At 72.8% G+C, this 25,983-nt stretch carries 20 protein-coding genes and 3 pseudogenes; 7 read left to right on the top strand and 16 right to left on the bottom strand.

Annotated features, from left to right (window positions below; translation table 11 throughout):
* Positions 1-18 precede the first annotated feature (18 nt).
* From IG78_RS41545 to IG78_RS0101450, 4 genes are all read right to left on the bottom strand, one after another.
* Complete coding sequence (locus IG78_RS41545; protein ID WP_037684688.1) at positions 19-1,329, bottom strand: Gfo/Idh/MocA family protein; 1,311 nt, start codon at positions 1,327-1,329, stop codon at positions 19-21.
* The gene (locus tag IG78_RS0101460; protein WP_030559093.1) at positions 1,326-2,078 is read right to left on the bottom strand and encodes a sugar phosphate isomerase/epimerase family protein; all 753 of its coding nucleotides are present in this window, start codon (positions 2,076-2,078) and stop codon (positions 1,326-1,328) included. Before IG78_RS0101460 ends, IG78_RS41545 begins: the two co-directional genes overlap by 4 nt.
* 255 nt (positions 2,079-2,333) lie before the next feature.
* Complete coding sequence (locus tag IG78_RS0101455; RefSeq protein ID WP_030559092.1) at positions 2,334-2,855, bottom strand: hypothetical protein; 522 nt, start codon at positions 2,853-2,855, stop codon at positions 2,334-2,336.
* Between the two features lie 267 nt (positions 2,856-3,122).
* On the bottom strand, positions 3,123-4,076 hold the full coding sequence (locus IG78_RS0101450; RefSeq protein WP_030559090.1) for a LysR family transcriptional regulator: 954 nt from the start codon (positions 4,074-4,076) through the stop codon (positions 3,123-3,125).
* Between the two features lie 107 nt (positions 4,077-4,183).
* On the opposite strand from IG78_RS0101450, the gene IG78_RS0101445 reads away from it, so the two are divergent.
* Both IG78_RS0101445 and IG78_RS0101440 read left to right on the top strand, forming a co-directional pair.
* Positions 4,184-4,762: a TetR/AcrR family transcriptional regulator gene (locus tag IG78_RS0101445; RefSeq protein WP_030559089.1), complete on the top strand. Its 579-nt coding sequence runs from the start codon at positions 4,184-4,186 to the stop codon at positions 4,760-4,762.
* Positions 4,759-6,096, top strand: coding sequence for an aldehyde dehydrogenase family protein (locus IG78_RS0101440; RefSeq protein WP_030559087.1), 1,338 nt, complete (start codon positions 4,759-4,761; stop codon positions 6,094-6,096). The genes IG78_RS0101445 and IG78_RS0101440 overlap by 4 nt, the downstream gene beginning before the upstream one ends.
* A 52-nt stretch (positions 6,097-6,148) precedes the next feature.
* On the opposite strand, the gene IG78_RS0101435 is transcribed toward IG78_RS0101440, so the two are convergent.
* The gene (locus IG78_RS0101435) at positions 6,149-6,601 is read right to left on the bottom strand and encodes a nuclear transport factor 2 family protein (protein ID WP_030559086.1); all 453 of its coding nucleotides are present in this window, start codon (positions 6,599-6,601) and stop codon (positions 6,149-6,151) included.
* A gap of 177 nt (positions 6,602-6,778) precedes the next feature.
* Between IG78_RS0101435 and IG78_RS0101430 the strand changes: the two genes are divergently transcribed.
* The gene (locus tag IG78_RS0101430; RefSeq protein ID WP_030559085.1) at positions 6,779-7,351 is read left to right on the top strand and encodes a PadR family transcriptional regulator; all 573 of its coding nucleotides are present in this window, start codon (positions 6,779-6,781) and stop codon (positions 7,349-7,351) included.
* On the opposite strand, the gene IG78_RS0101425 is transcribed toward IG78_RS0101430, so the two are convergent.
* The 7 genes and pseudogenes from IG78_RS0101425 to IG78_RS52550 all read right to left on the bottom strand — a co-directional run.
* Entirely contained in the window at positions 7,318-8,325 is a 1,008-nt protein-coding gene (locus IG78_RS0101425; protein ID WP_030559083.1) for a fibronectin type III domain-containing protein, read from the bottom strand. The two genes, IG78_RS0101430 and IG78_RS0101425, sit on opposite strands and share 34 nt — an antisense overlap.
* A 255-nt stretch (positions 8,326-8,580) precedes the next feature.
* Complete coding sequence (locus tag IG78_RS0101420) at positions 8,581-8,763, bottom strand: hypothetical protein (protein WP_030559082.1); 183 nt, start codon at positions 8,761-8,763, stop codon at positions 8,581-8,583.
* Positions 8,764-9,150: 387 nt separating this feature from the next.
* Positions 9,151-10,083, bottom strand: coding sequence for an anti-sigma factor RsbA family regulatory protein (locus tag IG78_RS0101410; RefSeq protein ID WP_030559080.1), 933 nt, complete (start codon positions 10,081-10,083; stop codon positions 9,151-9,153).
* Positions 10,080-10,370: an STAS domain-containing protein gene (locus tag IG78_RS45145; protein ID WP_225881899.1), complete on the bottom strand. Its 291-nt coding sequence runs from the start codon at positions 10,368-10,370 to the stop codon at positions 10,080-10,082. The genes IG78_RS0101410 and IG78_RS45145 overlap by 4 nt, the downstream gene beginning before the upstream one ends.
* Positions 10,371-10,587: 217 nt before the next feature.
* A pseudogene (locus tag IG78_RS52555) lies at positions 10,588-11,699 on the bottom strand (ATP-binding cassette domain-containing protein); the annotation flags it as partial.
* A pseudogene (locus IG78_RS45135) lies at positions 11,684-12,401 on the bottom strand (ATP-binding cassette domain-containing protein); the annotation flags it as partial. The pseudogenes IG78_RS52555 and IG78_RS45135, both read right to left, overlap by 16 nt.
* A 48-nt stretch (positions 12,402-12,449) precedes the next feature.
* Positions 12,450-12,629, bottom strand: a pseudogene (locus tag IG78_RS52550) (cysteine peptidase family C39 domain-containing protein); the annotation flags it as partial.
* 506 nt (positions 12,630-13,135) lie between these two features.
* Between IG78_RS52550 and IG78_RS0101375 the strand changes: the two are divergent.
* Entirely contained in the window at positions 13,136-14,761 is a 1,626-nt protein-coding gene (locus tag IG78_RS0101375) for an AMP-binding protein (protein WP_225881898.1), read from the top strand.
* A 171-nt stretch (positions 14,762-14,932) separates the two neighbouring features.
* On the opposite strand, the gene IG78_RS0101370 is transcribed toward IG78_RS0101375, so the two are convergent.
* Both IG78_RS0101370 and IG78_RS0101365 read right to left on the bottom strand, forming a co-directional pair.
* Positions 14,933-15,967: a hypothetical protein gene (locus tag IG78_RS0101370; RefSeq protein WP_157855734.1), complete on the bottom strand. Its 1,035-nt coding sequence runs from the start codon at positions 15,965-15,967 to the stop codon at positions 14,933-14,935.
* 307 nt (positions 15,968-16,274) lie between these two features.
* A complete protein-coding gene (locus tag IG78_RS0101365; RefSeq protein WP_030559071.1) occupies positions 16,275-16,742 on the bottom strand; it encodes a peptidase inhibitor family I36 protein in 468 nt (155 codons plus the stop codon).
* 279 nt (positions 16,743-17,021) lie between these two features.
* On the opposite strand from IG78_RS0101365, the gene IG78_RS0101360 reads away from it, so the two are divergent.
* Entirely contained in the window at positions 17,022-20,240 is a 3,219-nt protein-coding gene (locus IG78_RS0101360; protein ID WP_169749657.1) for an AfsR/SARP family transcriptional regulator, read from the top strand.
* Positions 20,241-20,318: 78 nt separating this feature from the next.
* Here IG78_RS0101360 and IG78_RS0101355 read toward each other — a convergent pair whose 3' ends face one another.
* Positions 20,319-20,603: a hypothetical protein gene (locus IG78_RS0101355; RefSeq protein ID WP_030559068.1), complete on the bottom strand. Its 285-nt coding sequence runs from the start codon at positions 20,601-20,603 to the stop codon at positions 20,319-20,321.
* Positions 20,604-20,952: 349 nt separating this feature from the next.
* Between IG78_RS0101355 and IG78_RS0101350 the strand changes: the two genes are divergently transcribed.
* Entirely contained in the window at positions 20,953-24,648 is a 3,696-nt protein-coding gene (locus IG78_RS0101350; protein ID WP_030559067.1) for an nSTAND1 domain-containing NTPase, read from the top strand.
* A 23-nt stretch (positions 24,649-24,671) separates the two neighbouring features.
* Here IG78_RS0101350 and IG78_RS0101345 read toward each other — a convergent pair whose 3' ends face one another.
* Complete coding sequence (locus tag IG78_RS0101345) at positions 24,672-25,823, bottom strand: CynX/NimT family MFS transporter (protein ID WP_051852270.1); 1,152 nt, start codon at positions 25,821-25,823, stop codon at positions 24,672-24,674.
* Here IG78_RS0101345 and IG78_RS49980 point away from each other — a divergent pair.
* Positions 25,804-25,962: a hypothetical protein gene (locus IG78_RS49980; RefSeq protein ID WP_169749656.1), complete on the top strand. Its 159-nt coding sequence runs from the start codon at positions 25,804-25,806 to the stop codon at positions 25,960-25,962. The two genes, IG78_RS0101345 and IG78_RS49980, sit on opposite strands and share 20 nt — an antisense overlap.
* Positions 25,963-25,983 lie beyond the last annotated feature (21 nt).

Here is a 25,983-nt window from a genome sequence, read left to right as displayed (position 1 = left end):
CAGGGCTCGGGGGCAGGCTCAGCCCGCCGTGAGTGTGGCCGCCGTCGGATCCCAGTCGTCGGGCAGTGGCGGTGGGGGCACGACCTGGGCGGACAGCGGCACGAACGTCCCGGTGGCGGCGGACTGGGTGATCGCCGTCATGGTCGCAAGGACATGGCAGGCCAGGGCGGCGGACGCCCGGTTGGCCGCCGCTTGGCCGGGCGGGCTGCCCTGGGCGGTGCGTGCGGCGCCTGCGGTCGGGTCCTCGTGTGCGGCGCGCCCGCCCGGGCCATCGTATGCGGCGCGGGCCGGGACCGGGTGCCCAGGGAGGGCCGCCGGGACCGGGTGTCCGGGGCGCGCGGCCGGGACCGAGTGCCCCGCAGGCGCAGGCGCAGGCCCGGCCTGGGCCTCGTGTGCGCGGACGGCCCGTGCCATGTCGACGACGCCGAGCCCGCGCCCGTCCGTGCGCCCCGTCACGGGCAGCTCGCGCCACTCCTCGCTGCCGTTGGCCCGCAGTCGCAGCGGGCCGCGGAAGGTGTTGGGGTCCGGCACGGCGAGGGTGCCCTCCGTGCCGGTGACCTCGAACCTGATGCGGGGATGAGCACTGTCGAAGCTGAACGTCGAGTTGGCGCTCACCCCCGAGGCGAAGTCGAGCAGCGCGCTCACATGCGTCGGCACGTCCACCGGGAACGTCCGACCGGCCCACGGGCCCGAACCGACCGTGCGCCGCTCGCGGGCCCGTACCGCCGTCGCCGCCACCCGCGCGACGCTTCCGAACAGGGCGACCAGAGCCGTCAGATAGTAGGGGCCGAGGTCGAACAGCGGTCCCGCGCCCGGCTGGTAGAAGAACCCCGGTTCCGGGTGCCAGGACTCGGGACCGAGGCTCTGCACCACCGTCGTCGCCGCGACGGGTACCCCGATGTGGCCCGCGCGGATCGCCCGCAGCGCCGACTGCAGGCCCGCGCCGAGGAAGGTGTCGGGGGCGCCGCCGAGCAGCAGGCCGCGCTCGGACGCCTCGGCGATCAGCTTCTCCGCCTCGGCGGGCGTCGGCGTGAACGGCTTCTCGCCGTACACGTGCTTCCCGGCCCGCAGCGCGGCCGCCGCCACCTGCGCGTGGGCCGCGGGCACGGTGAGATTGACGATCAGCTCGACATCCGGTTCGTCGAGGACCGTGGGCAGGTCCCCGGCGAGCGGGACGCCGTGCGCGCGGGCAGCGGCGGCCGCGCGCTCCGGGAGCAGATCCGCGACCGCGACCAGACGTATGTCGGGGAAGGTGCTCAGCGTGCGCAGATACTCGGCGCTGATGACGCCCGCGCCGACCACGGCGACGCCGAGGGGGCCGGTGTTCACACCGCCTCCAGCGCGCTGACGTAGGCGCGGCTCGCCTCGAGTTCACCGAGGAGGTCACCCGCGCACGCGTCGAACTCGACCACCCGCCACGCGTCGGGCGCGGCGGCGAGGACCTCGGGCACGGGCATGGTGCCGCCGCCCACGGCGACGTTCGGGTCCTCCTTCGTACCCGGACCGTCCTTCAGATGCAGGGCCTGCACCCGCTCGCCGAGGCGGCCGAGCAGCGCAGGTACGTCGGCGCCGCCGACCGCCGCCCAGTAGGTGTCGACCTCCAGGAACACGGCCGGGTCGAGGAGTTCGGCGAGGACCTCCAGGGCGTGCCGGGCGCCGTGTTCGGCGAGGCGGGGTTCGATCTCCCACCAGTGGTTGTGGTAACCGAGCCGGAGCCCGTGCCGGCCTGCCTGCTCCGCGAGGGAGTTGAGCCGTTCCGCGACCCGGGCCAGACCGTCGTACGCGGTGAAGTCCGCGTGCGGGAACCCGGCAGGGACGATCGCAAGGGGGGTGCCGAGCTCCGCGACCGCGTCGAAGACGGGCCCCGGCTCACCGGCCACTACCTGTACGACGTGCGCGCCGGACACGGCGAGGCCCAGGTCGTCGGCGACGCGCCGGAGCCCGGCGGCGTCGTCGGTGACGTCGAACGCCTCCACCGCGCCGTACCCCATCGCCGCGAGCCGCCCCAGCGTCCCCGCGCGGTCGGCCGCCAACTCCGCGCGCACGGAGTAGAGCTGAACGCTGAGCGGTCGTGACATGGAGGTCCCTCCCCGTCGGCTGGGAGGACCGTAAGTCGCGAACGGTGGGTGGACAAGGGGGCGTGGCACCGTCCCGGATCCGGCGGCCGGATCGCCACCGCTCTGCGGGCCCTCCCGGCCGCCGTGCACCGCGAAGGCCCGGGTCCGGACCCCGAGACGATGCCGGGGCCGGACACGGGCCGGTCGGTGGCCGGGGAACGGACCCCGGCCGGGGTGGGAGCCGGACCGTGCGGTCCGGCCGTGGGGGAAGCCGGGTCAGTACCGGCCGCGGGCCGTGCGGCGGCGCACGAACCAGACACCGCCCACCGCGGCCGCGGCCACCATGGCCCCGCCCGCCGCGAGCGTGATCGTGCCGTAGTCCTCGACCGCGCCGCCGACGCCGCCGCGCACACCGCGGGGCGCCGTCGTCGACGAGGCCGTCGGCGTCGACGTCGGCGTGGTGCCGACCGTCACGCTCTGCGAACCCGCCGCCGAGCCGTCCGTGCAGATGACCGCCACCGTATGGGTGCCGGGTGCGACGTTCGGCCAGGACGCGGTGCCGCCCGACAACTGGGCCTGCCGGCCCGACGCGAAGCTGGCGGTGCCGTTGCTCATCAGCGCCGCCTTGCCGCCACCGGTGCAGGCGGTCGTGCTGACCTGCACGGTCGACCCGTTGACGGTCACGGTGATCCCCGGACCCGCGACCGCCGCGGGCGCGGAGAGCGCCAGCGGAAGCGCGATGGCGGCGACGGCCAGTCCGGAGCGCGGAGACAGCAGCGATATCTGGGTGGTGCGCATGCTTCTTCCCTCCGGTGGCACGGGAGGCGGTACGTCCCATGCGCCGCCGGAGTTGGGAAACGCCCGTGCTACCTGACGTCGAGCCAACGCGGCGTCGGTCCGCGGCGCATGCGGACGGACGCCGGGCAGGTGACGGATTCCGTCGTCCGGCCGCAGGACGACCTCCCGTCGGGGCGGATCGCCCCGGTGGACGGCCGCGAACCGGGCGGCCGGGGACTGGGCGGCGCCGGGGACTGGGCGCGGTCAGGAACGCGGCGGCCGGGAACGTCACCAGGCCGGAGCGCACCGCAGAAGCCGGTCGCGGACGAGCTGTACGTGCGGATTCGCGGGCGCGCCCGGCCGCTGCGCGAGGTAGCTGGTGTTGATCGGCGGGTCCTCGGGCAGCAGCAGCGGCACCACCGCGCCCGAGGCCAGCTCGTCCAGGCACAGATAGCGAGGCAGGACGCTGACGCCCGCCCCGGCCACGACCGCCGCGAGCACCCCGCGGAGATCCGGCACCGTCATCGCGGGCTCCTCGGTGAGCCGCTCGCCGAAGACGTGCCACCAGTACCGGCGGGCGATGGGCAGGTCGTCGGCGTACGCGAGCAGCGGTACGTCGCGCAGCGCGGCGGGCCCCTCGGCGGCGACCCGCCCCGCGCCGACGCGCTCCGCCACGGCGGGCGCGGCGACGAGCACGAACTCCTCGTCCGCAAGCGGGACCGCGCTGAGCGTGCGCCCACGCAGCCGGATCGTGGAGATCACCAGGTCGAAGCGGCCACCGCGCAACCCGTCGAGCAGGTCGTCGGTCAGGCCCATGGTGACGCGCAGGCGCACGCCCTGTCCGGTGAGCGCCGCGAGCGAGGGCAGCACCCTGGTGCACAGGAGCTCGGCGGGACCTGCCAGGTGGACCGGGTCCGGGCGCTTCTCGGCGGCGAGCGGGCCCCGGTCGGCCACCACCGCGAGCGCGTCGATCGGGGCCGCCACCTGCGTGGCCAGCTCGTCGGCGACCGAGGTCGGAACGGCGCCGCGCGGTCTGCGCTCGAACAGCTCGCGCCCGAGCTGCTGCTCAAGGGAGCGGATCTGTGTCGTCACCGTCGGCTGCGAGAGGCCGAGCACCCGTGCGGCGGCGGTGAACGAGCCGGAGCGGTGCACGGCGAGGAACGTACGCAGCAGCGACAGATCGAGCGGTGCGCGCGACCGCCCCCGGCTCGCACCGAGGCCATTGGATTCTCTATGGGCCATGCAGAACATCCTATTGGCTCTCTATGGGACGGTCGCCTACCGTCGAGACCACGGCAAGCTGACACTCTGCGTACGAAACGTCAGCACGTACGGAAACGACTGGAGCCATGGCCACCGACCGACTCACCGACGTCCTGGACGCCACCTACACCTGCCTGACCAGATACGGCGTGCGGCGCACCACGGTGGACGACATCGCGAGCGAGATGGGCGTCTCGCGCTCGGCGGTCTACCAGTACGTACGCGGCAAGGACGACGCGGTCCGGCAGCTCGCCCGCCGCCTCCACGACCGCGCCCTGGAGCGGGCCGAGACCGCCGCGGTGTCCGACGCGCCGACCGCCGAGCGCGTCCACGGCATCCTGGCCGCCAAGCTCGACCTGGTCCTCGACCTCGTCGGCGGCTCCCCGCACACCGCCGAGCTCGTCGACACCAAGGCCCGGCTCTCCGGTGACATCTGCGACGCCTTCACCGAACGGGTACGGGCGCTGCTCACCGCGCAGTTCGCGGCGGCGGGCGTACGGGAGGCGTCCGATGTCACCCCCGCCCGTGCCGCCGACATCTGCCTGGCCCTCGTCATCGGCCTGGAATCCACGCCCGACGCGGCGAACCTGCTGCGTCCCGCCACGAACGCCCTGCTCACCGGGCTCCTGCCCGCCCCCACAGCGACACCCGTGAGGAACTCATGAACGACAGCACGACCCCCACGCCCGCCGAGGACCCCGCAGCCCTCGTGGCCCGGCTCCGCGCTACCTTCCGCGCCGGCCGCACCCGCCCCCTGGACTGGCGCAAGCAGCAGCTCACGCGCCTGCGCGACATGCTCACCGAGCACCGCGAGGACATCGCGGACGCCCTGCACGCGGACCTGGGCAAGCCCCGGGCCGAGGCCTACCGCTCCGAGATCGACTTCTCCGTACGGGAGATCGACCACACCCTGGACCATCTGGAGGAGTGGCTGCGCCCGGAGTCCGTCGACGTCAGCGGCGTCTTCGGGGAGCGGGCGAGCGCGGGCACGCAGTACGACCCGCTGGGTGTCGTCCTGGTCATCGCGCCGTGGAACTACCCCGCGCAGCTTCTGCTCGTACCCGTAGCGGGAGCGCTCGCCGCGGGCAACGCGGTGGTCGTCAAGCCCAGCGAGATGGCGCCCGCCACCTCCGCCGTGATCGCCCAACTGCTGCCGCGCCACCTGGACACGGACGCCGTGGCCGTCGTCGAAGGCGGCGTACCCGAGACCACCGAGCTGCTCGCCCAGCGCTTCGACCACATCTTCTACACCGGCAACGGCGCCGTCGGCCGCATCGTGATGCGCGCCGCCGCCGAGCACCTGACCCCGGTCACCCTCGAACTCGGCGGCAAGTCACCGGCGTTCGTCGACGCCGGCGTGAACACCACGGAGGTCGCCCGGCGCCTGGCCCGCACCAAGTTCGCCAACGCGGGCCAGACCTGCGTCGCCCCCGATTACGTCCTGACCGACCCCGCCACCGCCCGCGCCCTGGAGACGGCCCTCGCGGAGGCGATCGAGGAGCAGTACGGGGTGGACCCGGCGGTGTCGGACGCGTACGGCCGCATCGTCAACGAGCGGCACTTCGACCGGCTGTCGGGGCTGCTCGGCTCGGGCCGCGTGGTGACCGGCGGGCAGACCGACCGCGCCGCCAAGTACATCGCGCCCACCGTGCTCGCCGGGGTGCGCCCCGACGAACCCGTCATGCGGGAGGAGATCTTCGGCCCGGTCCTGCCGATCGTCGAGGTCGAAGGGCTCGACGAGGCCATCGGGTTCATCAACGACCGGGACAAGCCGCTCGCCCTGTACGCCTTCACCGACTCCGACCGCACCCGGGAGCGATTGGCCGCGGAGACGTCCTCGGGCGGACTCGGATTCGGGCTGCCGATGGCGCATCTCTCCGTGCCCGAGCTGCCGTTCGGCGGCGTCGGCGAAAGCGGGCTCGGCGCTTATCACGGCCCGCACTCCATCGCGACCTTCAGCCACCGCAAGGCACGCCTGGACGTGCCGCTGCCCGCCTGAGCGGACACCTGGGCCCGCCCCCGCCCGAGCGGGCACCCCCGACGGCCTGGCGTCACTGCTCCTCAGGAAGCGGTGGCACCAGGCCGTCGGCGACCAGGCCCGCGTACACGGCCTGACCGAGCGTCCGCACCGCCGACAGTGGCCGCACCATCACCGTGAACTCCTTGATCCGGCCGTCCTCGTCGAAGTGCAGCAGGTCGATGCCGTGGATCTCCTTGCCGTTCACCGTCGTCCGGAACGGCAGCACGGCCGACGCCGCCTCGCTGCCGTCGGCGCTGGTCTGCGCCGTGCCCTCGTAGGACCCGAGGTACCGGAAGTCCTCGAAGAGGCGCAGCAGCACCCCGAAAAGCCCCACGACCATCTCACGCCCCTCGAAGGGCTGGAACTTCACGGGGCTGTAGAAGCGGATGTCCGGCGTGAACAGGTCGTCGAGCGCGGCGAGTTCGCCCTTCTCGACGGCTTCGCGCAAGCGGGCGGCGGCGTCGACGACAGGTGCTGCGGCCATGGGAACCTCCCGGTCAAGAGCATGACTGCTCACGAAATGAGTACTCGGGGAAATGCGTACTCAGCGCATTGCATACTCAACAAAATGAGTACTCTGATTCTTGACTATGATGACGGAGCGGGGCGCGCAGCGGAAGCCCCCGGGCGGGGCGGACCGAGGCGGAGAAGGAGGGCGGCCATGGCCTTGCGGCATGCGGTGCTCGCGGCGCTGCTCGACGGCGAGTTCAGCGGCTATCAACTGGCCAAGGGCTTCGACATCGGCGTGGCCAACTTCTGGCACGCGCTGCCGCAGCAGTTGTACGCCGAACTGTCGCGACTGGAGGGCGAGGGGCTCGTCGCCGGGCGCGAAGTGGTGCAGGAGGGGCGGCCGAACAAGCGGATGTTCCATGTCACCGAGGCAGGCCTCGCGGAACTGGAGCGGTTCGCCGCGACGCCCGCCAAGCCGTCCTTCATCCGTGACGACCTGCTGGTCAAGGTGCAGGCCGTGGACGGCATCGACCCGGCCCCGGTGATCGCGCAGCTCCAGGAGCGTGCGGCGGTCGCCGAGGCCAAGGCCGAGGTCCTCGGCAAGCTCCTGGTGCGGCTGCGCGGGGAGGCCGACGAGGGGGAGTTCCTGCGGACGGGCAGACGGATCGGGCCCTATCTGACGTGTCGCCGCGGCCTCGCCTTCGAGCGGGAGACGTACGACTGGTGCCTGCGGACTGCGGAGATCCTGCGTCAGCGGGTGGTGACGGTCCGCTCGGGCGAGTAGCTCCCCCAGGTGCCGTCGGGCAGCTTGGCGCGCAGCTTCACGCGATGCGTCTCGCCCGCTTCCCGGCCCACATAGAAACTGTGCTTCGCCTTGTCCGTCGGTGCCTCGCCGCCGAAGACCAGCGATGTGGCGCTCCGGCCGTCCAGGTGGATCTGGTACTCCGTCACGGCGCCGCCGGTGCGCGGCGGCTTCCAGGTGAGGTCGATGTAGTATGCCTTGTCGTCGTCCGAGCGGTGTGTACGGGCCCGGAAGTCCGCCGGGGCCGTGGCGCGCCCGCTGTCCTTGCCCGCGGCCGTGGTGACGCGCAGGGTGGGGCTCGCGGCGGAGAAGTTGTCGGCGGCGTCGCGCGCCTTCACGGTGAACGTGTACGCGGTGCCCGGCCGCAGGCCGGTGATCAGGGTGTCCGTGGTGCCCCCGCCGACGCTGTGGATCTTCGAGCCGCCCTGGTAGATCTCGTACGAGGCGACGCCGCGGTCGTCCTTGGACCTGGCCCAGGCGAGGGTCGCCGCGTGGCTGCCCTCGGCCGCGCCGCGCAGGGTGCCGGGACGGGACGGGGCCTCGCGGTCGGCGGCCGTGGCCGCGGGCGTGCTGACCTTCAGCTTCCTGCTGTCCGGGCTCACGTTGCCGTCGGCGTCGCGGGCCCGTACGGAGAAGGTGTACGTGGCCGACGGCTTCAGCCCGGTGATGTCGACCATGTGCTGGTCGGCAGGGACGTCCTTGACCTTGTCGGCACCGCGGTAGATCTCGTAGCCGTCGATGTCCGACCCGTCGGTGGTGCTGTTCCACATCACGTGCACGGAGGTCGCGCTGCCCGCCTGGACGGTGAGCCCGCGCGGCGCCGAGGGCGTCCGGGTGCTCTTGCCGTCACCACCGCCCCAGGCGCAGGAACTCAGCCCGCAGACAGCCGCGGTGACAAGGAGACAGGCGGTCCTCAGGGGGAGCGGGTGGCGGGGCGGGTGGGGGGTCCGTCGCACGGTCGTGCCTTCCACTCGACGCAATTGGTCCGGACCAATTGGAACAGGGGTGACGGGGGCACATCAAGAGGGAAGGGCCATGGACATGGCCATGGGTACGGGCCGAGGTGCGTCTCGGCTGCGCGTTCGTCGCCGCGGCCCGCCAGCAGCCTCTCATCTCGGCAGGTCGGACCAGGTCTGCGGACGGGGCGGCGGTGCACTGTCCGCGCCGGTCAGATCAGCACCGGTCGAGTCTGTCGCCCTTAGGCCGGCCTGTCAGCTCAGTTCGAAAGAACTCGCCCGGTTGAAGCAGCCGATCTGGCTCAGGTCCCAGTGCTTGTCGATCCACCGGTTGCCGCACTCGCCGGAAGGCATGTCCGCGTAGCGGTAATCCTCATGCTTCACCACTGCCGAACAGTCGAAGGAGTACGGCGCCTCCGCCGGGGTCTTGGTCGCCACTCTGTACGACTGGGTGAACTACAACTCGCAGGGCTCCCACCTCGCCATCTTTGCCTCCAATCGCTGCACCGCAACGACCACCGACAACTGATCGGCATTTACGAAAAGACAGCAGCGGTCTTGGTGCCGCAGATATTGTGAGATCACCGGTGGGAAGATTTCGGACCGCCTTCACCGATGCTCCGTCTGCAGCCCACCGGCTACTCGCGCAACGCGGCCGAGCCGATGACGCTGTCCGCCGACTCCAGGTCGGGGACAGCCGGCTCGAACTCCTCCAAGGTCGGGAAGAACGCGGGCAAGAATCCCTCGGTCGGGTCCGGCTCGGCCCGTGTGGAATACCCGGCCGGAGAAACTCCGCCGGGTACGTGGGCTTCGCCGGGTGGCTCGTCAGCGTTCGAAGTAGCAGTGGATGGTTGTTCCTTCGGCCGGGGAGGTGTGCACGCGGACGAGGTCCGCGAGCACATGCACGAGCAGCAGCCCGCGCCCCCCGCGCTGGTCCCGGGACGCGGGGCGGCGGCCGGCGAGCGGGTCGGTGAGGAGGCCCGCGTCACGTACCTCGCAGACGACGTACTGGTCCTCGGACCAGATCCGCAGCGCGCCCACTCCGCCTCCGTGGACCACGCTGTTGGTCGTCAGCTCCGCCACCGCCAGCGCGAAGTCGCCCAGGCGGGACTCGGGGAGGCCGAGCTCGGCCGCCCGCCGAGCGGCCGCATGGCGGGCGTCGGGCAGCGACTCCTGCGCGTAGGGCATCGACGGCGCGTCACCGGGCGCTTTGAGGGGCTGGTTGTAGCGGGAGACCACCGCTTCGGGGGCATAGGCCGCGCTGGTGTCCTGCGTACCGGATTCGATGATCGTCGGGTGCGTGGCGAGGGCGTCGGCCAGGACCGTCTCTTCCAGGCTCAGCGCGTCGTAGGGGCAGAGAATCGTTGCTTCCCGGCCCCGGAACGCCAGGTTGATGAGCGCCTCGTGCTGAACACAGGCGGGGTACTCGGTTTCGGTGCGCCCGGCCCAGATCGGCTCACCGATGATCCGGACCCGTCGGGTGGGATGGGCGTCGGCGAAGGCCCGCAGGACGCGCGGGATGATCCGGCCGGGGTTGCGGCCCGCCTGTGTCATGTCGAGAAGCTGTACCTGCGAGGCCTGTTCGCCAAGGGCGGCGCGGATGAGTTCGAGGTTGGCCTCGGGAACCGCCACGGCCACCGCCTCGCCGGCGTCCAGGCCCGCACGGACGAACGGCACGGTGCCCGCCAAGTACTCCTGCTCGCCGCGGTAGAACAGCGCCGGGTGGACGAAGGGCTCGGTCTCGGTCATGGCATTCATGAGGTGGCCACCTCGATCGCGGACAGCTCGGGCCAGAACAGCTCCAGGAGGCGGCTCAGGGCGGGCGGCGGATGATCCAGCACGATTCGTTGCTCGTCGTCCAGGCTCTGGGCGGTCGTCGCCAACGCGGTCGCTCCGGCCACGTCGATGAAGGTCAGCGCCGAGAGCTCCAGCCAGTACGGTCCTTCCTGGCGCTGCCGCGGCACTTCTTCAAGGGCTCGCTCCCACACCGGGTAGGTGGGCAGGCAGACTTCTCCGGTCACCTTCAGACCAGCTCGGTCCGGCAACGTACAAATGCTCAACTGCCTGCTCCAGGGTGCCGCTTCGCCTGCTGCCGGATACCCGTCGTCCGGGTCGTTCACATCGTCCTCCCGCCGCCCCACGAGTTGTCGACGCCAGTATCCCTCACTGGCCGGAAGCGACGCTCAGGGCGGGTGGCTGATCGTAGCCCCGGTGCGGCGGGCCGAGCCGTGCCGAGCCGTGCCGACCGGTGTTCCGGCCGTCTCACCGCACCTGTCGCCGCACCAGTTCGTGCAACCGTCCCCCGTGTCCGCAAGCAACCGTGCCGGTGGTCCCTGTTGTACTACGCGGCCCTCCGACATGACGACGAGCCGGTCGGTACCCATGACGGTGGAGAGGCGGTGGTCGATCACCACGCCGGTGGCGTCAAGGGCGCGCGTGCTGTCCATGACCGTGCGCTGCGTCTCGTTGTCGAGGGCGCTCGTCGCATCGTCGTAGAAGAGGACGCGGGAGCGGCGGATCAGGGCCTGGCGATCATCAGGCGCTGGCGCTGGCCGCCGGAGACCGCCCCGCCGCCGGAGATCATCGTGTGCGGACCCATCGGCATGCGCTTGATGTCCTCGGCGAGGCCCGCCATCGCGGCGGCCTCCCATGCCTCTTCCCTCGATCCCGCCCCGGAGCTCGCCCAACTGGGTGCTTCCGGTACGCACCTCCGGCGCCGCGTCGAGCACCGGTTTGATCTGTTCGAACATCGGGAGCACCGCGGCCGCCGAGAGCAGTGCGCCGGTGAGCGGTGCGACGGCCGTCAGGAGCATGGTCACGGCGGTGCTGAAGGTGAGGAACTCACCCGCGGTAAGGCTGCCGCGGGCCGGCCTGCGAGCAGCATGAACATGATGAGCATGCAGAGCGGCAGATGGAAGCGGCCCAGCCAGGCGATCAGCGTACGGTCGGCCTGCTCGCGGACGTTCTCGCCCGCCTTGATCCCGGCGGCCGTACGGTCCTCGTGGGCGCGTTCCAGGAGTTCGATCCAGCGGTCGAGCGTCGAGAGCAGCCGGTGCTGCTGGTCGACCATCCGCTGCCACGTCGCCGCGTCGACCAGCAGGTCGCCCGTGGCCTGCTCGCTGTAGGCGGCGCCGTACCGCACGCTGCCCGGCGTGACCGGCATCGAAAGGATGTCGTCGTCGGCCACCACGTCGCCGCCCACCGTACGGCCGTCAAGCGGCGCCTCGAAGAGGACCCGGTGGCAGCGTCCGACGCCGAGCGCGAAGGCGTGCTCCAGGAGGCTCGGTGCCGCGTCGGCCGAGGTGGTGCCGGTGGCCCTGGTGCACGGCGTCCATGGCGAACAGGTCGACGGCGCCGGTTACCACGAGCAACAGTGGGCGTAGGGGCCGCCCGCGGCGACGAGGTCTTCGTGGCGTCCGCGCTCCACGACCTGGCCGTGGTCGAGCACGACGATCTCGTCGCTGTCGCGCACGGTGCTCAGACGGTGCGCGATGACGACGCGGGCACAGCCGCGGCGGCGCAGATTGTCGATGATGACCTTGATGACCTGTTCGGTCTCGGCGTCCAGGGCGCCGGTCACCTCGTCGAGTACGAGGACGCTCGGGCGGCGGACCAGGGCCCGTGCGATCTCCAGGCGCTGGCGCTGCCCGCCGGAGAAGTTCCGCCCGTCCTGCTAGACCCGGCCGTGGATGCCGCCGGGCCTGCGGGCCACGACCTCGTACACGCAGGCGTCCTTGAGGGCGGTGACGACGGCGTCGTCGGGGATCGAGGGGTCCCAGAGGGCGACGCTGTCGAGCCCGGACATCAGCCGGGACACCGTGGACTTGCCGCTGTCGCTGCCGCAGCCGCTGCCGGAGCCGCCGACGAGCGCGACCTGCTGCCCTGGACCGGCCGACAGGGAGAACCCCGCCAGAAGCGGCTTGCCGAGGGGCTGTAGCCGAAGGTGATGTCGTCGAGGGTGACGTGGCCTTGAGACGGCGCGTGCTCGCCGCCGGTTCGGGGCGGGAGTAGCGCGTGTCGACGGGGAAGTTCTCGACGTCCTTGAGGCGGGTGATGGGCCCCGTGCCGTCGTACACGACGTAGTGGTTGAACTCCCAGAAGAGGATCACGGGCGCGTCGACCTCGATGAGCGCGGCGGGCTCCATGTGCATGCCCTTGGCCGTCAGGCCGTAACTCCGCGCGGCCTTCAGGACGTTGCTGGCCCGGGAGCCGTCGCGGGAGACACCGCACGCGATGCGCAGCTCCTCCAGGGGACGTGCCGTCCGTGGTGCGCGAGGACCATGGCGAGCGCGGCGGCGCCGCACTCCATGCGATCGCGCGGACGACCTTGTCGCCCCGGTCCGTACGGACTTCGAGCACGGGGGCGCCTGCGGCGAGTCGCTTGCCCTCCTCGGCGAGGACGCGGGTCACCTGACCGGTGACGGGGCTCCGCAGGACGTAGCAGACGATCTCGTGAACGTCCCACGTAGCTGCCCTGGCCGTACGTGAGGATGGCGATGGAGTCAACGGTGTCGGTGACGTTGTTCGCGACACCGGAGACGAGGCCACCGGCGACGTTGTCGAGGTCGGCGTCGGAAATTTCGAGGGTCTCGACCTGGGGGGTGTTGTTCATGATGTGGCCTGCCCTTCTCGTAATCATAAATGGTGCAAAGGTCTTTCCCACCCGCGGAACCAGTGCTGCGAATGAGCAGGCGTGCGCGATCGGGGCCGAAGCGGACACCGGGGCCGGGGCAGGGTACTCCGTCACCCGATGGCTGAAGTCGCCCCCCTGTGGGGCAATGGCCCCTGAGCGGCGTGTTTGCATATGCCCATGATCGTTAACGCACAGGAGACTTCCGAGCAGCGGACGTACGTGGACCACGTCCTGGAGCACTGGTACCGGGACGAGGACACCGAGGCGCTCGTCCAGGGCGCGCAGCGGCTGACCCGCGGGGAGGCCAGGCGGCAACTGTTCAGGCTGGGGCACGCGCTGCGCCGCGAGGGGCTCGCGCCGGGCGACGGGGTGGGGTTGTTCCTGGCCAATCGCGTGGACTCCGTCCTGGTGCAGCTCGCCGTCCATCTCATCGGCTGCCGCGTCGTGTTCCTGCCGCCCGAGCCGGGGCCCGGCGAGCTCGCCGCCCTTGTCGAGCAGTCCAGGGCGCGCGCCGTGGTCACCGACCCGCTCTTCGCGGAGCGGGCCGCCGACGCGGCGGGCCGCAGCGTCCACGCACCCGCGCTGCTCAGCCTCGGCCCGTGCGAGCAGCAGTGCGCGGACCTCCTCGCCCTGGCGGCCGAGTGCCCCGACGAGCGCCCCGGCGACGTGCCCGCCCCGGGAGCCGACGAGGCCGTCACCGTCCTCTACACCGGCGGCACCCTGGGCCGCCCCAAGCTCGCCGCGCACAGCCACCGCCTCTACGACACGCTGGTGGACCTCGTACGGGACGACCAGCAGGAGTCGGGACCCGGGTTCTTCCCGGCCATGACCCCGGGCACGGACCGGGTGCTCGCCGCCACGCTGCTCACGCACGGCAGCGGCCATCTCACGTCGATCCAGGCCCTTGTGACAGGTTCGGCCCTGGTCGTCCTTCCCGAGTTCGAGCCGGGTGCGGCGCTCTCGGTGCTGCGCGAGGAGCGGATCACCGCCACCATGTTCGTACCGCCCATGCTGTACGGCCTCCTCGACCACCCGGAGTGCGTGCCGGGCGCCCTTCCCGCGCTGCGGCGGATCGTCGTCGGCGGCGCGGCCTGCTCGCCCGCCAGGCTGCGGCAGGCCGTCGAGGTCCTCGGGCCCGTGCTCAGCCAGGGCTACGGACAGTCGGAGGCGCTCGGCATCACCGCGTTCGGCGCCGATGACCTCGCCTCACAGGCCGCCCTGAGGCCCGGACTCTGGAGCAGTTGCGGTCGCGCGATAGCCGACGTCGAGATCGAGATCCGCGGTGCGGACAGCGCGGCCGCGCTGCCCGCCGGGCAGGTCGGCGAGGTGTGCGTCAAGGGCGAGACGGTGATGCTCGGCTACTACGAGGACCCGGAGCGCACGGCGGCCGCGCTGCACGACGGCTGGCTGCGCACCGGGGACGTGGGCTACCTCGACACCGAGGGGTACCTCTATCTCGTCGACCGGGCCAAGGACATCATCGTCACCGGCAGCACCAGCGACAACGTCTACTCCCGGGTCCTTGAGGACTTCCTGCTCACCCTGCCCGGCGTGCGCAACGCGGCGGCGCTCGGCGTGCCGGACGAGGAGTACGGGGAGGCCGTACAGATCTTCCTCGCCACGGCCGAGGACGCCGACGTCGACCCGGACGCGGTCGGCGTGGCGGTGACCGCCGAGCTGGGGGACCTGTACACACCCCGGAGGACCGTCCTGCTCGATCGACTGCCGATGACCAAGGTCGGCAAGGTGGACAAGAAGGCGCTGCGGGCGGCGTGGACGGGCACGGCCTCGGTGGCGCCGTAGGTCCGGTACCGCTGTAGGTGCGGTGCCGCCGTAGGTCCGGTACCGCTGTAGGCGCGGTGCCGTCGAAGGTGCGGGTGCCGTCGAAGGCGGGCGGGCCTTCCGGGTCCCCCCCCGGTCAGCCGTGGCGGGTACCGTCCTCCCGGTCAGCCGTGGCGGGTGCCGCGTCCTCGCTCAGCCGCGACGGCTGCCGTCCTCCTCGCCCGCCACCCTCAGCAACGCCTTCGCCCGCAGGGACTGGTAGGTGGCGATCTCCCGGCTGCGGTCGGCGGCGACCTGCTCGCGGTAGTGGTGGTCGAGGGAGCGGACGAGCCTGGCCCTGCCCACGGAAGCGTCACAGGTGGCGTCGGCGACGGCCACCGCCGTCTCGCGGCGCTTCGCCGTGGCCTCGCCGCGCGCGGACTTCTTCCGCAACGCCTTGTCGTATCCGTCGAAGACCGCCGACCGTGCCGCGGACGTGCTGCGGTAGCGGTGCCCGGCGGCGGCCATGCACCGGCTCCAAGGGGCGTCGAGTGCCTTGACCCGCTTGTCTTCGAGGATCCTGCGGTCGATCTCGGTGTCGAGGTTGGTCGCCACCATCTGCGCCCGCATCCACACCGCCAGATCCCCGTAAAGACGGTTCAGCGCCCGCGCGTTGCAGCCGTCGGCGTACATGTAGGTCTCGCTGCCGTCGGGCAGCTCGGCCTTGACCTTGTGCCCCAGCGTGCCGAAGAGCGCCGCTGTGTACGAGGTCCGCCTCGCCGCGGTGAGGGAGTTCACGTAGGCGGCGTTCGGGTCCGCGGGGAGCTGTGCCTTCCGCAGGTTCGCGGCGGCCTCGTATCCGTCCTCGCGGCGTCGTTCCACCTCATCGCCCCGGCGCGGGTCGTCCTCGCCCGGAGTACGGGGCACGAACCAGGGACTGGGCCGGTAACGGAAGCCGCGGACGGTCATGCAGCGGGCGACGAGCTGTTCCTGGGCGAGATGGAGCCGCTTCCGCTGCGCCTCGGTGCCTTTGACGCGGGCGAGAGCCGCCCGGTCGAGCACGGCCGGCGGCTCGGGCCGAGCGGGGCGGGGCGGGGCCCCTTTCTCCCGAGCGGGGTCCTGCCGTGCAGGGTCCTGCCGTGCAGGGTCCTCCCGTGCGGTGTTCTCCTGTGGGGAGCACGACGCCAGGAGCAGCAGCGCCAGGCATCCTGCGGCCGCCGCCCGGCGGGGTGTCGCGACTCGCTGCATGGGAACCTCCGGTCGGGTACGCCCTGGTGCTCGTCGGTGGGGGCGGAGGGCGGTTCGGGGAGGGCCGGGGATGACCGGGCGCGCGCCTGGTTCAGGGGCGCGCGCCCGGCTGCCCGGCCCCCGGGTGCCTGGTCCGGACTGCCCGGAAGCGGGGGCCTGGCCCCGGGCACCCGGTCGGGTCCGTACACCCGGGAACCGGGTCAGTTGTCCGCGCGCGGCCCCCCGTCACCGCACCCGGACGTCCCGAGGCGACGAGCCACGGGAGCTGTTCCCGAGGCGACGAGCCACGGGAGCTATGGGGACGCCCTCAGCACCGCATCCACTTGTTGCTCTCGCCGTCGTCGTTCGGCCGGTGCTGGGTCCAGCCCTGCCCCCTGGGCAGACAGCCCAGCTTGCGGCCGTAGTTCTCCTCGCCGTAGAGGGCCACACCCAGTCCTGTGGCGCCGTTGTTCCACGACGAGGAGTCGTTGTTGAAGATGGCCCAGCGCTTCCACGACGGGTTGTCGTCCTTGAAGAAGTAGTCCTCGCCCCGGTAGCTCGCGTGCAGATAGACGCAGTAGTACTCCCGCGGGCACCCGGCCGGAGCGGCGGCCCGCTCCGCCCCGGCGAGCGCGGAGGTCTTCGCCGACGTCTGTGCCGAGGGGTGTGCGGGGGCCTGGGGCGAGGCCGCTCCTGCCGCGGGGGCGACAGCGAGACCTCCGCCCAGCAGCGCCGCGCCCGATATCAGCGCCGCACGCGTGGACACGCGTGTCGTCAGTGTCGTCAGTGCCGTCATCTTCTCGTCCTCTCCTTCAGCTCTGCGCCGTTGTGCCGGACGAGAAAGAGTCAACACCGGCTCGCTCACCAGGCCGCCTCCGCGCGCTGTCCATCCGATGACCGCCCCCGAGAGGCGGCCCGGCCGTCGAAACAGCGTGGTCGGCACCGTTCCGTGGCCGTGCCGCAGCCGCGCCGTCGGACTTTCGGCCGGACTTTCGTCCGGTCCGACATCTGTGACCGCATCACGGCGGCCGCTAGGTTGAGCCGTCTGCCGGAAAGAGAGAGCCCGGAGGCGGACATGGCGACACGGCAGTCGGTCTTCGCCCGGCTGTGCGCCCGGCGCCAGTGGCAGCAGCCGGCGGTGTTCATGGCGGTGTACGACGCCACCGCACGGCGCATCGGCGAGCCGCCCCACATCACCGCACGGCAACTGCACCGCTGGCGGCAGCCCGATCCGCCCTGCCCGCGCCCCGCGAGCCAGCGGGTGCTCGAGGAGATGTTCGGCATGCCGCTGGAACAGCTCGGCTTCACCCTCCCCGCCCACCGCCGCCCACCGCCGGGCAGCGGCCGTACCCCCGAGCAGGGCACCGCCCCGGCCCGCGACGCCCTGCGGCCCGTGCCCCCGCTGCGCTTCCAGGTGCTCGGCCCCGTCCGGGTGTGGCGCGGTACGGAGGCCCTGCCCGAGGGCCGCCCCCAGGAACGGGCCCTGCTGACCGCGCTGTTGCTGCGCGCCGGGCGGACGGCGACGGCGAGCGAACTCATCGACGCCATCTGGGGGCAGGCGCCTCCAGCCCAGGCACTCCCCGCCCTGCGCACCTACGCCTCCCGATTACGCAAGGTGCTCGGCCGCCGCACCCTGGTCTCCGAGGCCGGGGGCTACGCGATCGCCCTGCCGGACGGGGCCCTTGACCTGGCCATGTGCGAGAAGTACGAGGCGCAGGCGGCCGAGGCCCGCACCGCGCACGACCCGCACCGCGCCCGGCGGGCACTGCGCGACGCGCTTGCGCTGTGGAACGGGGAACCGCTGGGGGGCGTCCCCGGCCCCTTCGCCGACGCCCAGCGCTCCCGCCTCACCGAACGGCGCCTGGCCCTGCTCGAACACCGCATCGCCCTCGACCTGGAACTCGGCGGACATCTCGACGCCGTCTCCGAACTGACCTCACTCACGGCCGAGCACCCGCTGCGCGAGGGCCTGCGCGCCCTGCTGATGCTGGCGCTCTACCGCGGCGGACGCCAGGGCGAGGCCCTTGGCGTGTACGCCGACACCCGCCGCATGCTCGACGAGGAACTCGGCGTCGGCCCAGGACCGGAACTGACGGCACTGCACCAGCGCGTGCTGCACGCGGACCCCGGTCTCGCCGCGCCCCCTGGCACCGGCGGCGAGGACCAGCCGCCGCCCCAGGTGGCGCGCCTCGCCCAACTCCCCGCCGACCTGGCCGACTTCACCGGACGGGCCGCCGCCGCGGCACAGTTGCGGCGCGAACTCCTTCGCGACCCGGGCCGGGTGATGGCCATCGCCTCGGTGCGCGGACTCGGCGGCGTCGGCAAGACCACCCTCGCGGTACGGGTCGCCCACACCGTCCACGGCCACTTCCCCGACGGACAGCTCTACGCCGACCTCCTCGGCCAGAGCCCTCGCCCTGCCAGGCCCCACGACGTACTCGGCGCCTTCCTGCGCGCCCTCGGCGTCCCCGACTCCGCCCTCCCCGACGAGCACGCGGAACGGGCGGCGCTCTACCGGTCCACCTTGGCGGGACGCCGGGTCCTCGTCCTGCTCGACAACGCGCACGGCGAGGCCCAGGTGCGCCCGCTCCTTCCCGGCGCCCCGGGCTGCGCCGTACTGATCACGAGCCGCGCCCGTCTCGTCGCGGCCCCCGGCGCCCAGGTGCTCGACCTCGACGTCATGAGCGAGCAGGAGGCCCTCGCCCTGTTCGGGCGCATCGTCGGCGCCCCGCGCGCCGATGCCGAGCCGACCGCCTGCCGCGAGACCGTCGCCGCCTGCGGGCATCTGCCCCTCGCGATCCGCATCGCCGCCGCGCGCCTGGTCGCCCGCCCCGCCTGGGCGGTCTCCACCCTGGCCGGGCGGCTCGCCGACGAACGCCGCCGACTCGACCAGTTGCGCCTGGGCGACCTCGCCGTGGACGCCACCTTCGAGCTGGGCTACGGACAACTGGAGCCCGCGCAGGCCCGCGCCTTCCGGCGGCTCGCGCTGCCGGACGGCCTGGACGTCTCCCTCGCCGCGGCCGCCGCCGTACTGGAGGAGGACGAGGACACCAGCGAGCGGCTCCTTGAGTCCCTGGTCGACACCGGCATGCTGGAGTCCGCGGCCCCGGGCCGCTACCACTACCACGACCTGCTGCGCCTCTTCGCCCGCGACCGCGCCGGACGCGAGGACCCGGCCGGGGACCGCAGGGCCGCGCTGTCCCGGCTGCTCGGCTTCTACCTGGCCACGGCCTGCCACGCGTACGTCCTTGAGAACCCGGGCGACCGCCTCGTGGAACACCTGGCGCCCACCGCCCGCCGTGCCCTGCCGTTCGACGGCCGCCAACAGGCCCTGGACTGGCTGTTCTCCGAGGGACCCGCGCTGCTCGCCACCGTACGCCAGTGCGCTGCGGAACCGGCCCTCGCGCCCATGGCCGCCGATGTCCTGCTGGTGACGCAGGACCTGATGGAGTCGGGCGCCTACCGGCAGACGTACGCCTCGGCGGCGTCGGCCGTGGCCGAGGAGGCCCGGCGCGGCGGCGATCCGCGCACCGAGGGCCGCGCACGGGTGGTTCTCGGCCAAGTGCACCACTTGGCGGGCCGCGTGGAGCGGGCACGGGAGGAGGCCGAACGCGCCCACGCCCTCGGCGCCGCCGCCGACGACGCGCTCACGCTCGGCTACGCGCCCAACCTCCTTGGCCTGCTCGCCATCTTCCACGGCCGCCACGAAGCCGCCGCCGCCTGTTTCACCCGGGCCCTCAGCGCCTTCCGCGCGGACGGCAACCGCTACGGCGAGACGGCCATGCTCATGAACCTCGGCCGGGCCCAGCTCGGCCTCGGGCAGACCGAGCGCGCGATCGCCGCGTCCGAGCAGTCGGTGGAACTGTGGCGCGGGCTCGGCGCCACCCTGCGGCTCGCGAACGGCTACTACGCCCTCGGTCTCACCCTGCACGAGGCGGGCCGCTACGACGAGGCGCTGCAACGGTTCCACCAGGGCCTCGTGATCTTCCAGGAGAGCCGGCAGCCGTACTGGATCGGGATGACCCACTTCCGTATGGCCACCGCCCAACTGGCCGCCTCGCGCGCCCGCGTGGCCGCCGCGCACGCCGAACGAGCCCTCGTCCTGCTCCGCGACATCGGCGGCGACCGGCGCCTCGCCGGTGTGCTGTCCCTGCTCGCCCGGACGCTGCGCCAACTCGGCCAGCAGGAGCGTGCGCACACCTGCTGGCAGGAGGCACTCTCCCTCTTCGAACGGATCGGCAGCCCCGAAGCCGCACACGTACGGGCCCTGCTCACCCCCGCAGGCAACCCCTGACCGAGACCGCTGCCCCCCGGCACGCCGGTGCCGCCCACCCACACGGGCGGACGGCACCGGCTCAGGAACACACCGGAGTCACACGCCGATCGCGACGACGAGCCGCGGCGGCGGCCAGTTGCCCGTGGCGCGGGGCGGCGGCCAGTTGCCCGCCTCGGCGGTGTACGGAGGCGGCCAGTTGCCCGCGTCCGTGGTGCGCGGCGGCGGCCAGTTGGCTGTGTCCCGTGCCGCCGAAGCCGCTGCACCGGGCGAGGCGCCCGCTTCTGCCGCCGCGGCAGCGGTGGTCGCGGTGGTCGCGGTGGTCAGGGCGACCGCTGCCGCGGCCGCGCCGACTGCCACGCGAATCGTTTGCTTGATGTGCATGGAGTATCTCCCCCGACTGAGCCCGGGCCGGGCTCGTCCGATCGCTGTCAATGAGTCGATGAATCGATGAGTCGGTGAATCGGTGAATCGGTACAACTGTGTGTCCGGCTTCCGGGGCGGCCGAGGCACCCGGGTGAGAACCCCCGTGGCGTCGGCCGACCCCTGGCCGATGACTCGATTGCAGCCGCCGCGGCGTTGTCAGGCAGCCCCCCGCGATCACTCCGAACAATGCGAACGCCGCCGGTCGCAGGGGGTGGCCTAAGAAAGCCCCCAACTGTCACGGCCCGTTGCCGTGCGCCACGGCCCCGCGTACCTTGACGCGATCTGCCGCGTGCCGGGGGAGGGAACTGTGGGGCGTCGGGAGAGTCCACTGGACCCGGACGCGGGACCCGTACAGCGCTTCGCGTACGAGCTGCGCGCGCTCCGCCGCGACGCGGGCGGCCCGACGTACCGGACGATGGCCGCGCGCGGCGGGTACTCGGTCACGACCCTGGCGCAGGCCGCCGCGGGCGAGCGGCTGCCGTCGCTGCCGGTACTCAAGGCGTACGTGGCGGCCTGCGGCGGCGACGAGACGGAGTGGGAGCACCGCTGGCGCGAGGCCGGAGCGGAGGCGGCCGCCGTGCCGTCGGACGCGGACGACGAGCCCGCGCCCTACCTCGGCCTCGCCCGGTTCGAGCCGGGCGACAGGGAGAGGTTCTTCGGCCGCGGGCAACTGACCGGGGAACTGCTCGCCGTCGTGGCGGAGAACCGGTTCGCCGCGCTCGTGGGAGCCTCCGGCAGCGGCAAGTCGTCCCTGCTGCGCGCGGGTCTCGTCCCCGCGCTCCAGCACGCCGAAGAGCCGCGCCGCCGCCCCGCGGCCATCCGCATCCTCACCCCCGGCGCGCACCCCCTGGCCGCGCACGCGGCACCGCTGTCCCCGGCGGACGGCGACCGCGACACGGTCGTCGTGATCGACCAGTTCGAGGAGGCCTTCACTCTGTGCCGGAGCCAGGAGGAGCGGACGGCGTTCATCGACCGGCTGCTCACCGCCCGGCAGCCGGACAGCAGGCTGCGCGTCGTCATCGCCGTACGCGCCGACTTCTACGGCCGCTGCGCCGAACACCGCGCGCTCGCCGCGGCGCTGCGGGGAACCAGTCTCCTGGTGGGGCCCATGAGCCAGGAGGAGCTGCGCCAGGCCATCGTCGGGCCCGCGGCGACCCGGGGAGCCCTCGTCGAACGGGCCCTGACCGCGCGGCTCGTCACGGAGGTCACCGACGAACCGGGCGGTCTGCCCCTGCTGTCGCACGCGCTGCTCGAAACATGGCGGCGGCGCAAGGGCAGGGCGCTGACCGAGTCGTCCTACGAGGCGGCAGGCGGACTGCGGGGTGCCATCGCCCGCACGGGAGAAGAGGTGTACGCACGGCTCACGCCGGGCGAAGCCGCTCTCGCGAGGCACCTCCTGCTGCGTCTGATCACGCCGGGCGAAGGGGCGCCGGACACCCGCCGCCCGGCCGACCGCGCCGAACTCCTCGCGGTGGGCCCCGGCGCCGCGCAGGTCCTGGAACAACTGGCACGCGCCCGGCTGATCACCCTGGAGGAGTCCTCGGCGGAGCTGGCCCACGAGGCGCTGATCACGGCCTGGCCCCGGCTGAACACCTGGGTGGAGGAGGACAGGGAGCGGTTGCGGCTGCACCGTCGCCTGACGGACGCGGCGAACGCGTGGGAGGAGAGCGGGCGCGACTCCGGGGCCCTGTACCGGGGCAACCGCCTGGCCGCCGTGGAGGAGGCGTTCGCAGGCAGGGACGGCGAGGCCGCGCTGACCGGGCACGAGCGTGCCTTCCTGGCCGCCGCCGTCGCCGCCCGCACCAGGGACCGCCGCCGCAGCCGGTCCCTGCTGGGGACGCTGTCCGTCCTCCTTGTCCTGGCGCTCGTGGCCGGCACGGTCGCCTGGCAGCAGAACCGTACGAGTGAGAAGCGCCGAACCGAAGCCGTCGCCCGCAAGGTCAGCGCCCTCGCGGACGGCATGCGCTTCTCCGACCCCGTCACGGCCATGCGCCTCAACGTCGCCGCCTGGCGGGTGGCCGACACACCGGAGACCCGCGCGGGACTCATGGGCGCCCACACCCAGTTGGAGGAGGACATGTTCTCGGTGCCCGAGAGCCTGGACTCCCAGCAGTTCCTGAGCCGGGACGGGCGCACGCTGGTCGTCGCCGACCGCGGTCACGTCACGAAGTGGGACGTGCGGACCGAACGCAGGACGGGGAGGTATCCGGGCCTCGGCCGCCACGTGGGTTCGGCCACGTATCTCAGCCCCGACGCGCGGGGGCTGCTCCTGGAGACGGACGACGGCGTCTTCGTCTGGGACATCGCCGCGGGCCGGATCGCCGGCCGCCGCCTCGGCTCGCCGGACGCGGTGAGCCTGGGGTTCGGCTCCAGCGCGCGCACCGTCGTCCTCGGCGACACCGCCGCCGTGCGGGCCCGCGTCTGGGACACGGTGCGTCGGCGTCTGCTCTTCACCGCTCCCGTCGGCCAGGTGGAGGCGGCCGTCGTCAGTCCCGACGAGCGCCTGGTGGCGCTCTGCCCGGCCAGGGGCCGGCTCCAGGTGTGGGACATGGCCGAGCGGCGGCGGCTTCCCGTACCCGCCTCCTTGCCGCGCGCGGGAAGCGACGCGTGCGCGGAGGTCCGGTTCGCACCCGACAGCCGCACGGTGGCGGCCGTCACGCCGGACGCCGTGCGGAGGTGGCGCGCGCGGACCGGCAGCACACTGCCTGGCGTCGACCAACCAGGTTTGTCCACCCTGGAGTTCGGCGCCGACGGGAAGTTCATCGTGACGTCGGACGCCCAGGAGATCAGTCTCTGGCGCCTTGCCGACGCCGAGAAGCCGGTGCTGCGGTACCCGGTCACCACGCAGTCCGTCGGGCAGCTCAGCCTCGATCTCGACGACCGCCGCATCCGCTATCTGTCACAGCGCCGGATGCGAGGGGGAGTCGTGCGCTCGCTCGCCCTGCGCGGTGCCGCCGCCGGGACCTGGCTGGAACGCGCCGTGTCCGGCGCCGCGTTCGGCGCGGACGGGCGCCTGCTCATCAGGTCGCGGCAGGAGACCGACGGGACGACCCGCTTCCAGTTGTTCGACGTGCCCACCGGGCGCCGCGGGAAAGAGCTGCCCCAACTGCGGTGCACCGAGGAGTACGTGGACGACTGCCTGGAGGACATGGCGATCAGCGCCGACGGAGGGACGTTGGCCCTGCGGACGGGCCCGGTGGACTCGGCGGCGGGGGAGCGGTTCGCCGTCTGGGACGTCGACGCGGGCCGGGACAGGACACCGAAGGCCCTGCGGGCTCCCGGCCGGGACACGGAGGGAGTCCTCAGGATGGCGCTGAGCCCGCAGGGAAGTTCCCTGTTCGTCTCCCGCGGGGACGAGGGGCCCACCGAGGTGTACGACGTACGCGGCGGAAGACGCACCAAGGTGCTGCGTGGCATGGGTGGCGCACTGGCCGTCCGGCCCGACGGGAGACTCCTGGTGGCCGCGAGCAGCCGGATGGCCGACCTGCGGGACGGCCGGGTGACCCGGGTGAGCCTGGGCCTCGACTCGGACTCGCTGACCGCGATCACGTTCAGCCCCGACGGCCGGCTGTTCGCCGCGGGTGACACCTCGGGGCGTGTCACCCTCTGGGACGGCGAACTGCGCCGCCGGGTGGGGGAGTTCGACGGTACGTTCACCAGTGAACGGCAGGACGCCGCCGAGCCGGTGAGCACCCTGGCCTTCTCCCCCGACGGCGAGACCCTCGCCGTGGGCGGCTCCGAGGGCACGCTGCGCCTGTGGGACGCCACCGCCAACCAGGCTCTTGGCGCCGCGCTTCCCACGCCCGGCGACCTTCAGCTCTCCCTCGCGTTCGGCCCGGACAGCGCCACCCTGTACGCCGCGGGCGAGCGCGTCCCGCTCCAGCGCTACCGCGTCGCTCCCCGGAAGGTGGCCTCCGACGTCTGTGTCCGTACGGACACCGGGCTCTCCCGGCGCGACTGGAAGGCGTACATCCCCGACGTCCCGTACCGGCCCACCTGCTGAGCCCGTCCCGGGCCACGGGCGGATCACCGCACTCGGCGGTTCCGTCCCGCACCGTACCCGGCACCCGCCATCGCGACGCTGAGGGCGATCAGGACCACGAGCGGGAGCGTCCAACTGCTCGTGGTGGTGTGCAGGATGCCGAGGAGGAGGGGTCCGGCGGCCGCCACGAGGTAGCCGATGGACTGCGCCATGCCCGCGAGCGCGGCGGCTTCGCCGGCGCTGCCCGCGCGTTCGCTCTGGAAGGTCAGCGCGAGGACGAGGCACACGCCGCCGCCGGCGCCGAGCAGGGTGCACGCGAGGACGGACAGCGCGGGCGCGGACACCAGTACGACGAAGCCACCGGCCACGACGACGGAGGCCCCGGCCGCGGTCCATCGCTGGTCGAGCCGGCCCCGGGTGAACAGCGGTAGAAGGCTGCTGGCTGCCAGGGCGATCACCTGGTAGTAGAAGAGCATCCATCCGGCCGCGGTACTGGTCGTGCCACGGTGGATCAGAATGCTGGGCAGCCAGGCGACGGCGGTGTAGAAGGCCAGGGACTGCAGGCCCATGAAGATGCTGACCTGCCAGGCAAGGCGCGACCGCCAGGGGACGGCACTGCGGGTCACGCCCGTGGCGGCCTGGGGCCTGTCGCCCCGCGTCCGGGGCAGCCAGGCGAGGAACGCCGCGACGGTGAAGGCGATGCCCCAGGCGAGGGCGGTGTGCCAGGAACCGGGCAAGGTGTGGGAGAGCGGCGCGGAGATCCCGGAGGAGACCGCGGCGGTGACGCCCATGACCGTGACATAGAGGGCACTGACGCCGTGGATGCGGTGTGCGGGGACGCTCCGCCTGATCAGGGCGGGCAGCAGCACATTGCCGAACGCGATGGCCGCGGAGAGGATCACGGTCCCGGTGAACAGGCAGATCACCGAGGGGATCGACCGGACCACCGTTCCGAGGGCCAGCGCGCCGAGCGCCGCCACCAGCAGGCGTGCGGTGCCGAACCGGTGGGAGGCACGGGCCACCAGCGGCGACGTCGCCGCGAACGTCAGCAGGGGCAGAGTGCTCAGCAGTCCGCCCCAGCTCGATGTCAGGCCGCTGCCCCGCTCGATCTCCGGCAGCAGCGTGCCGACGCCGGTGAGGCTGGTGCGCAGATTCGCCGCCACCAAGCAGATCGCGATGACGAGCCCGATGGACACGGCGGGCCGGGTGCGGTCGATGGCCGACGGCTCGGTGGTGGAGGACTGGGGGGACGGTGAACCGGCGGTGGCGGACGGAGGGGACGGCGGCTCGTCGGTGGCGGACCGATGGGACGGCTGCCCGGTGGTGGAGGACTGATGGGATGTCGTAGGCGGCTTC

This window comes from Streptomyces aureocirculatus (assembly GCF_000720475.1).
GTDB lineage: Bacteria > Actinomycetota > Actinomycetes > Streptomycetales > Streptomycetaceae > Streptomyces > Streptomyces aureocirculatus.
The sequence above is the reverse complement of the archived record's forward strand: the minus strand, read 5'-3'. Positions and strand labels throughout refer to the sequence as shown.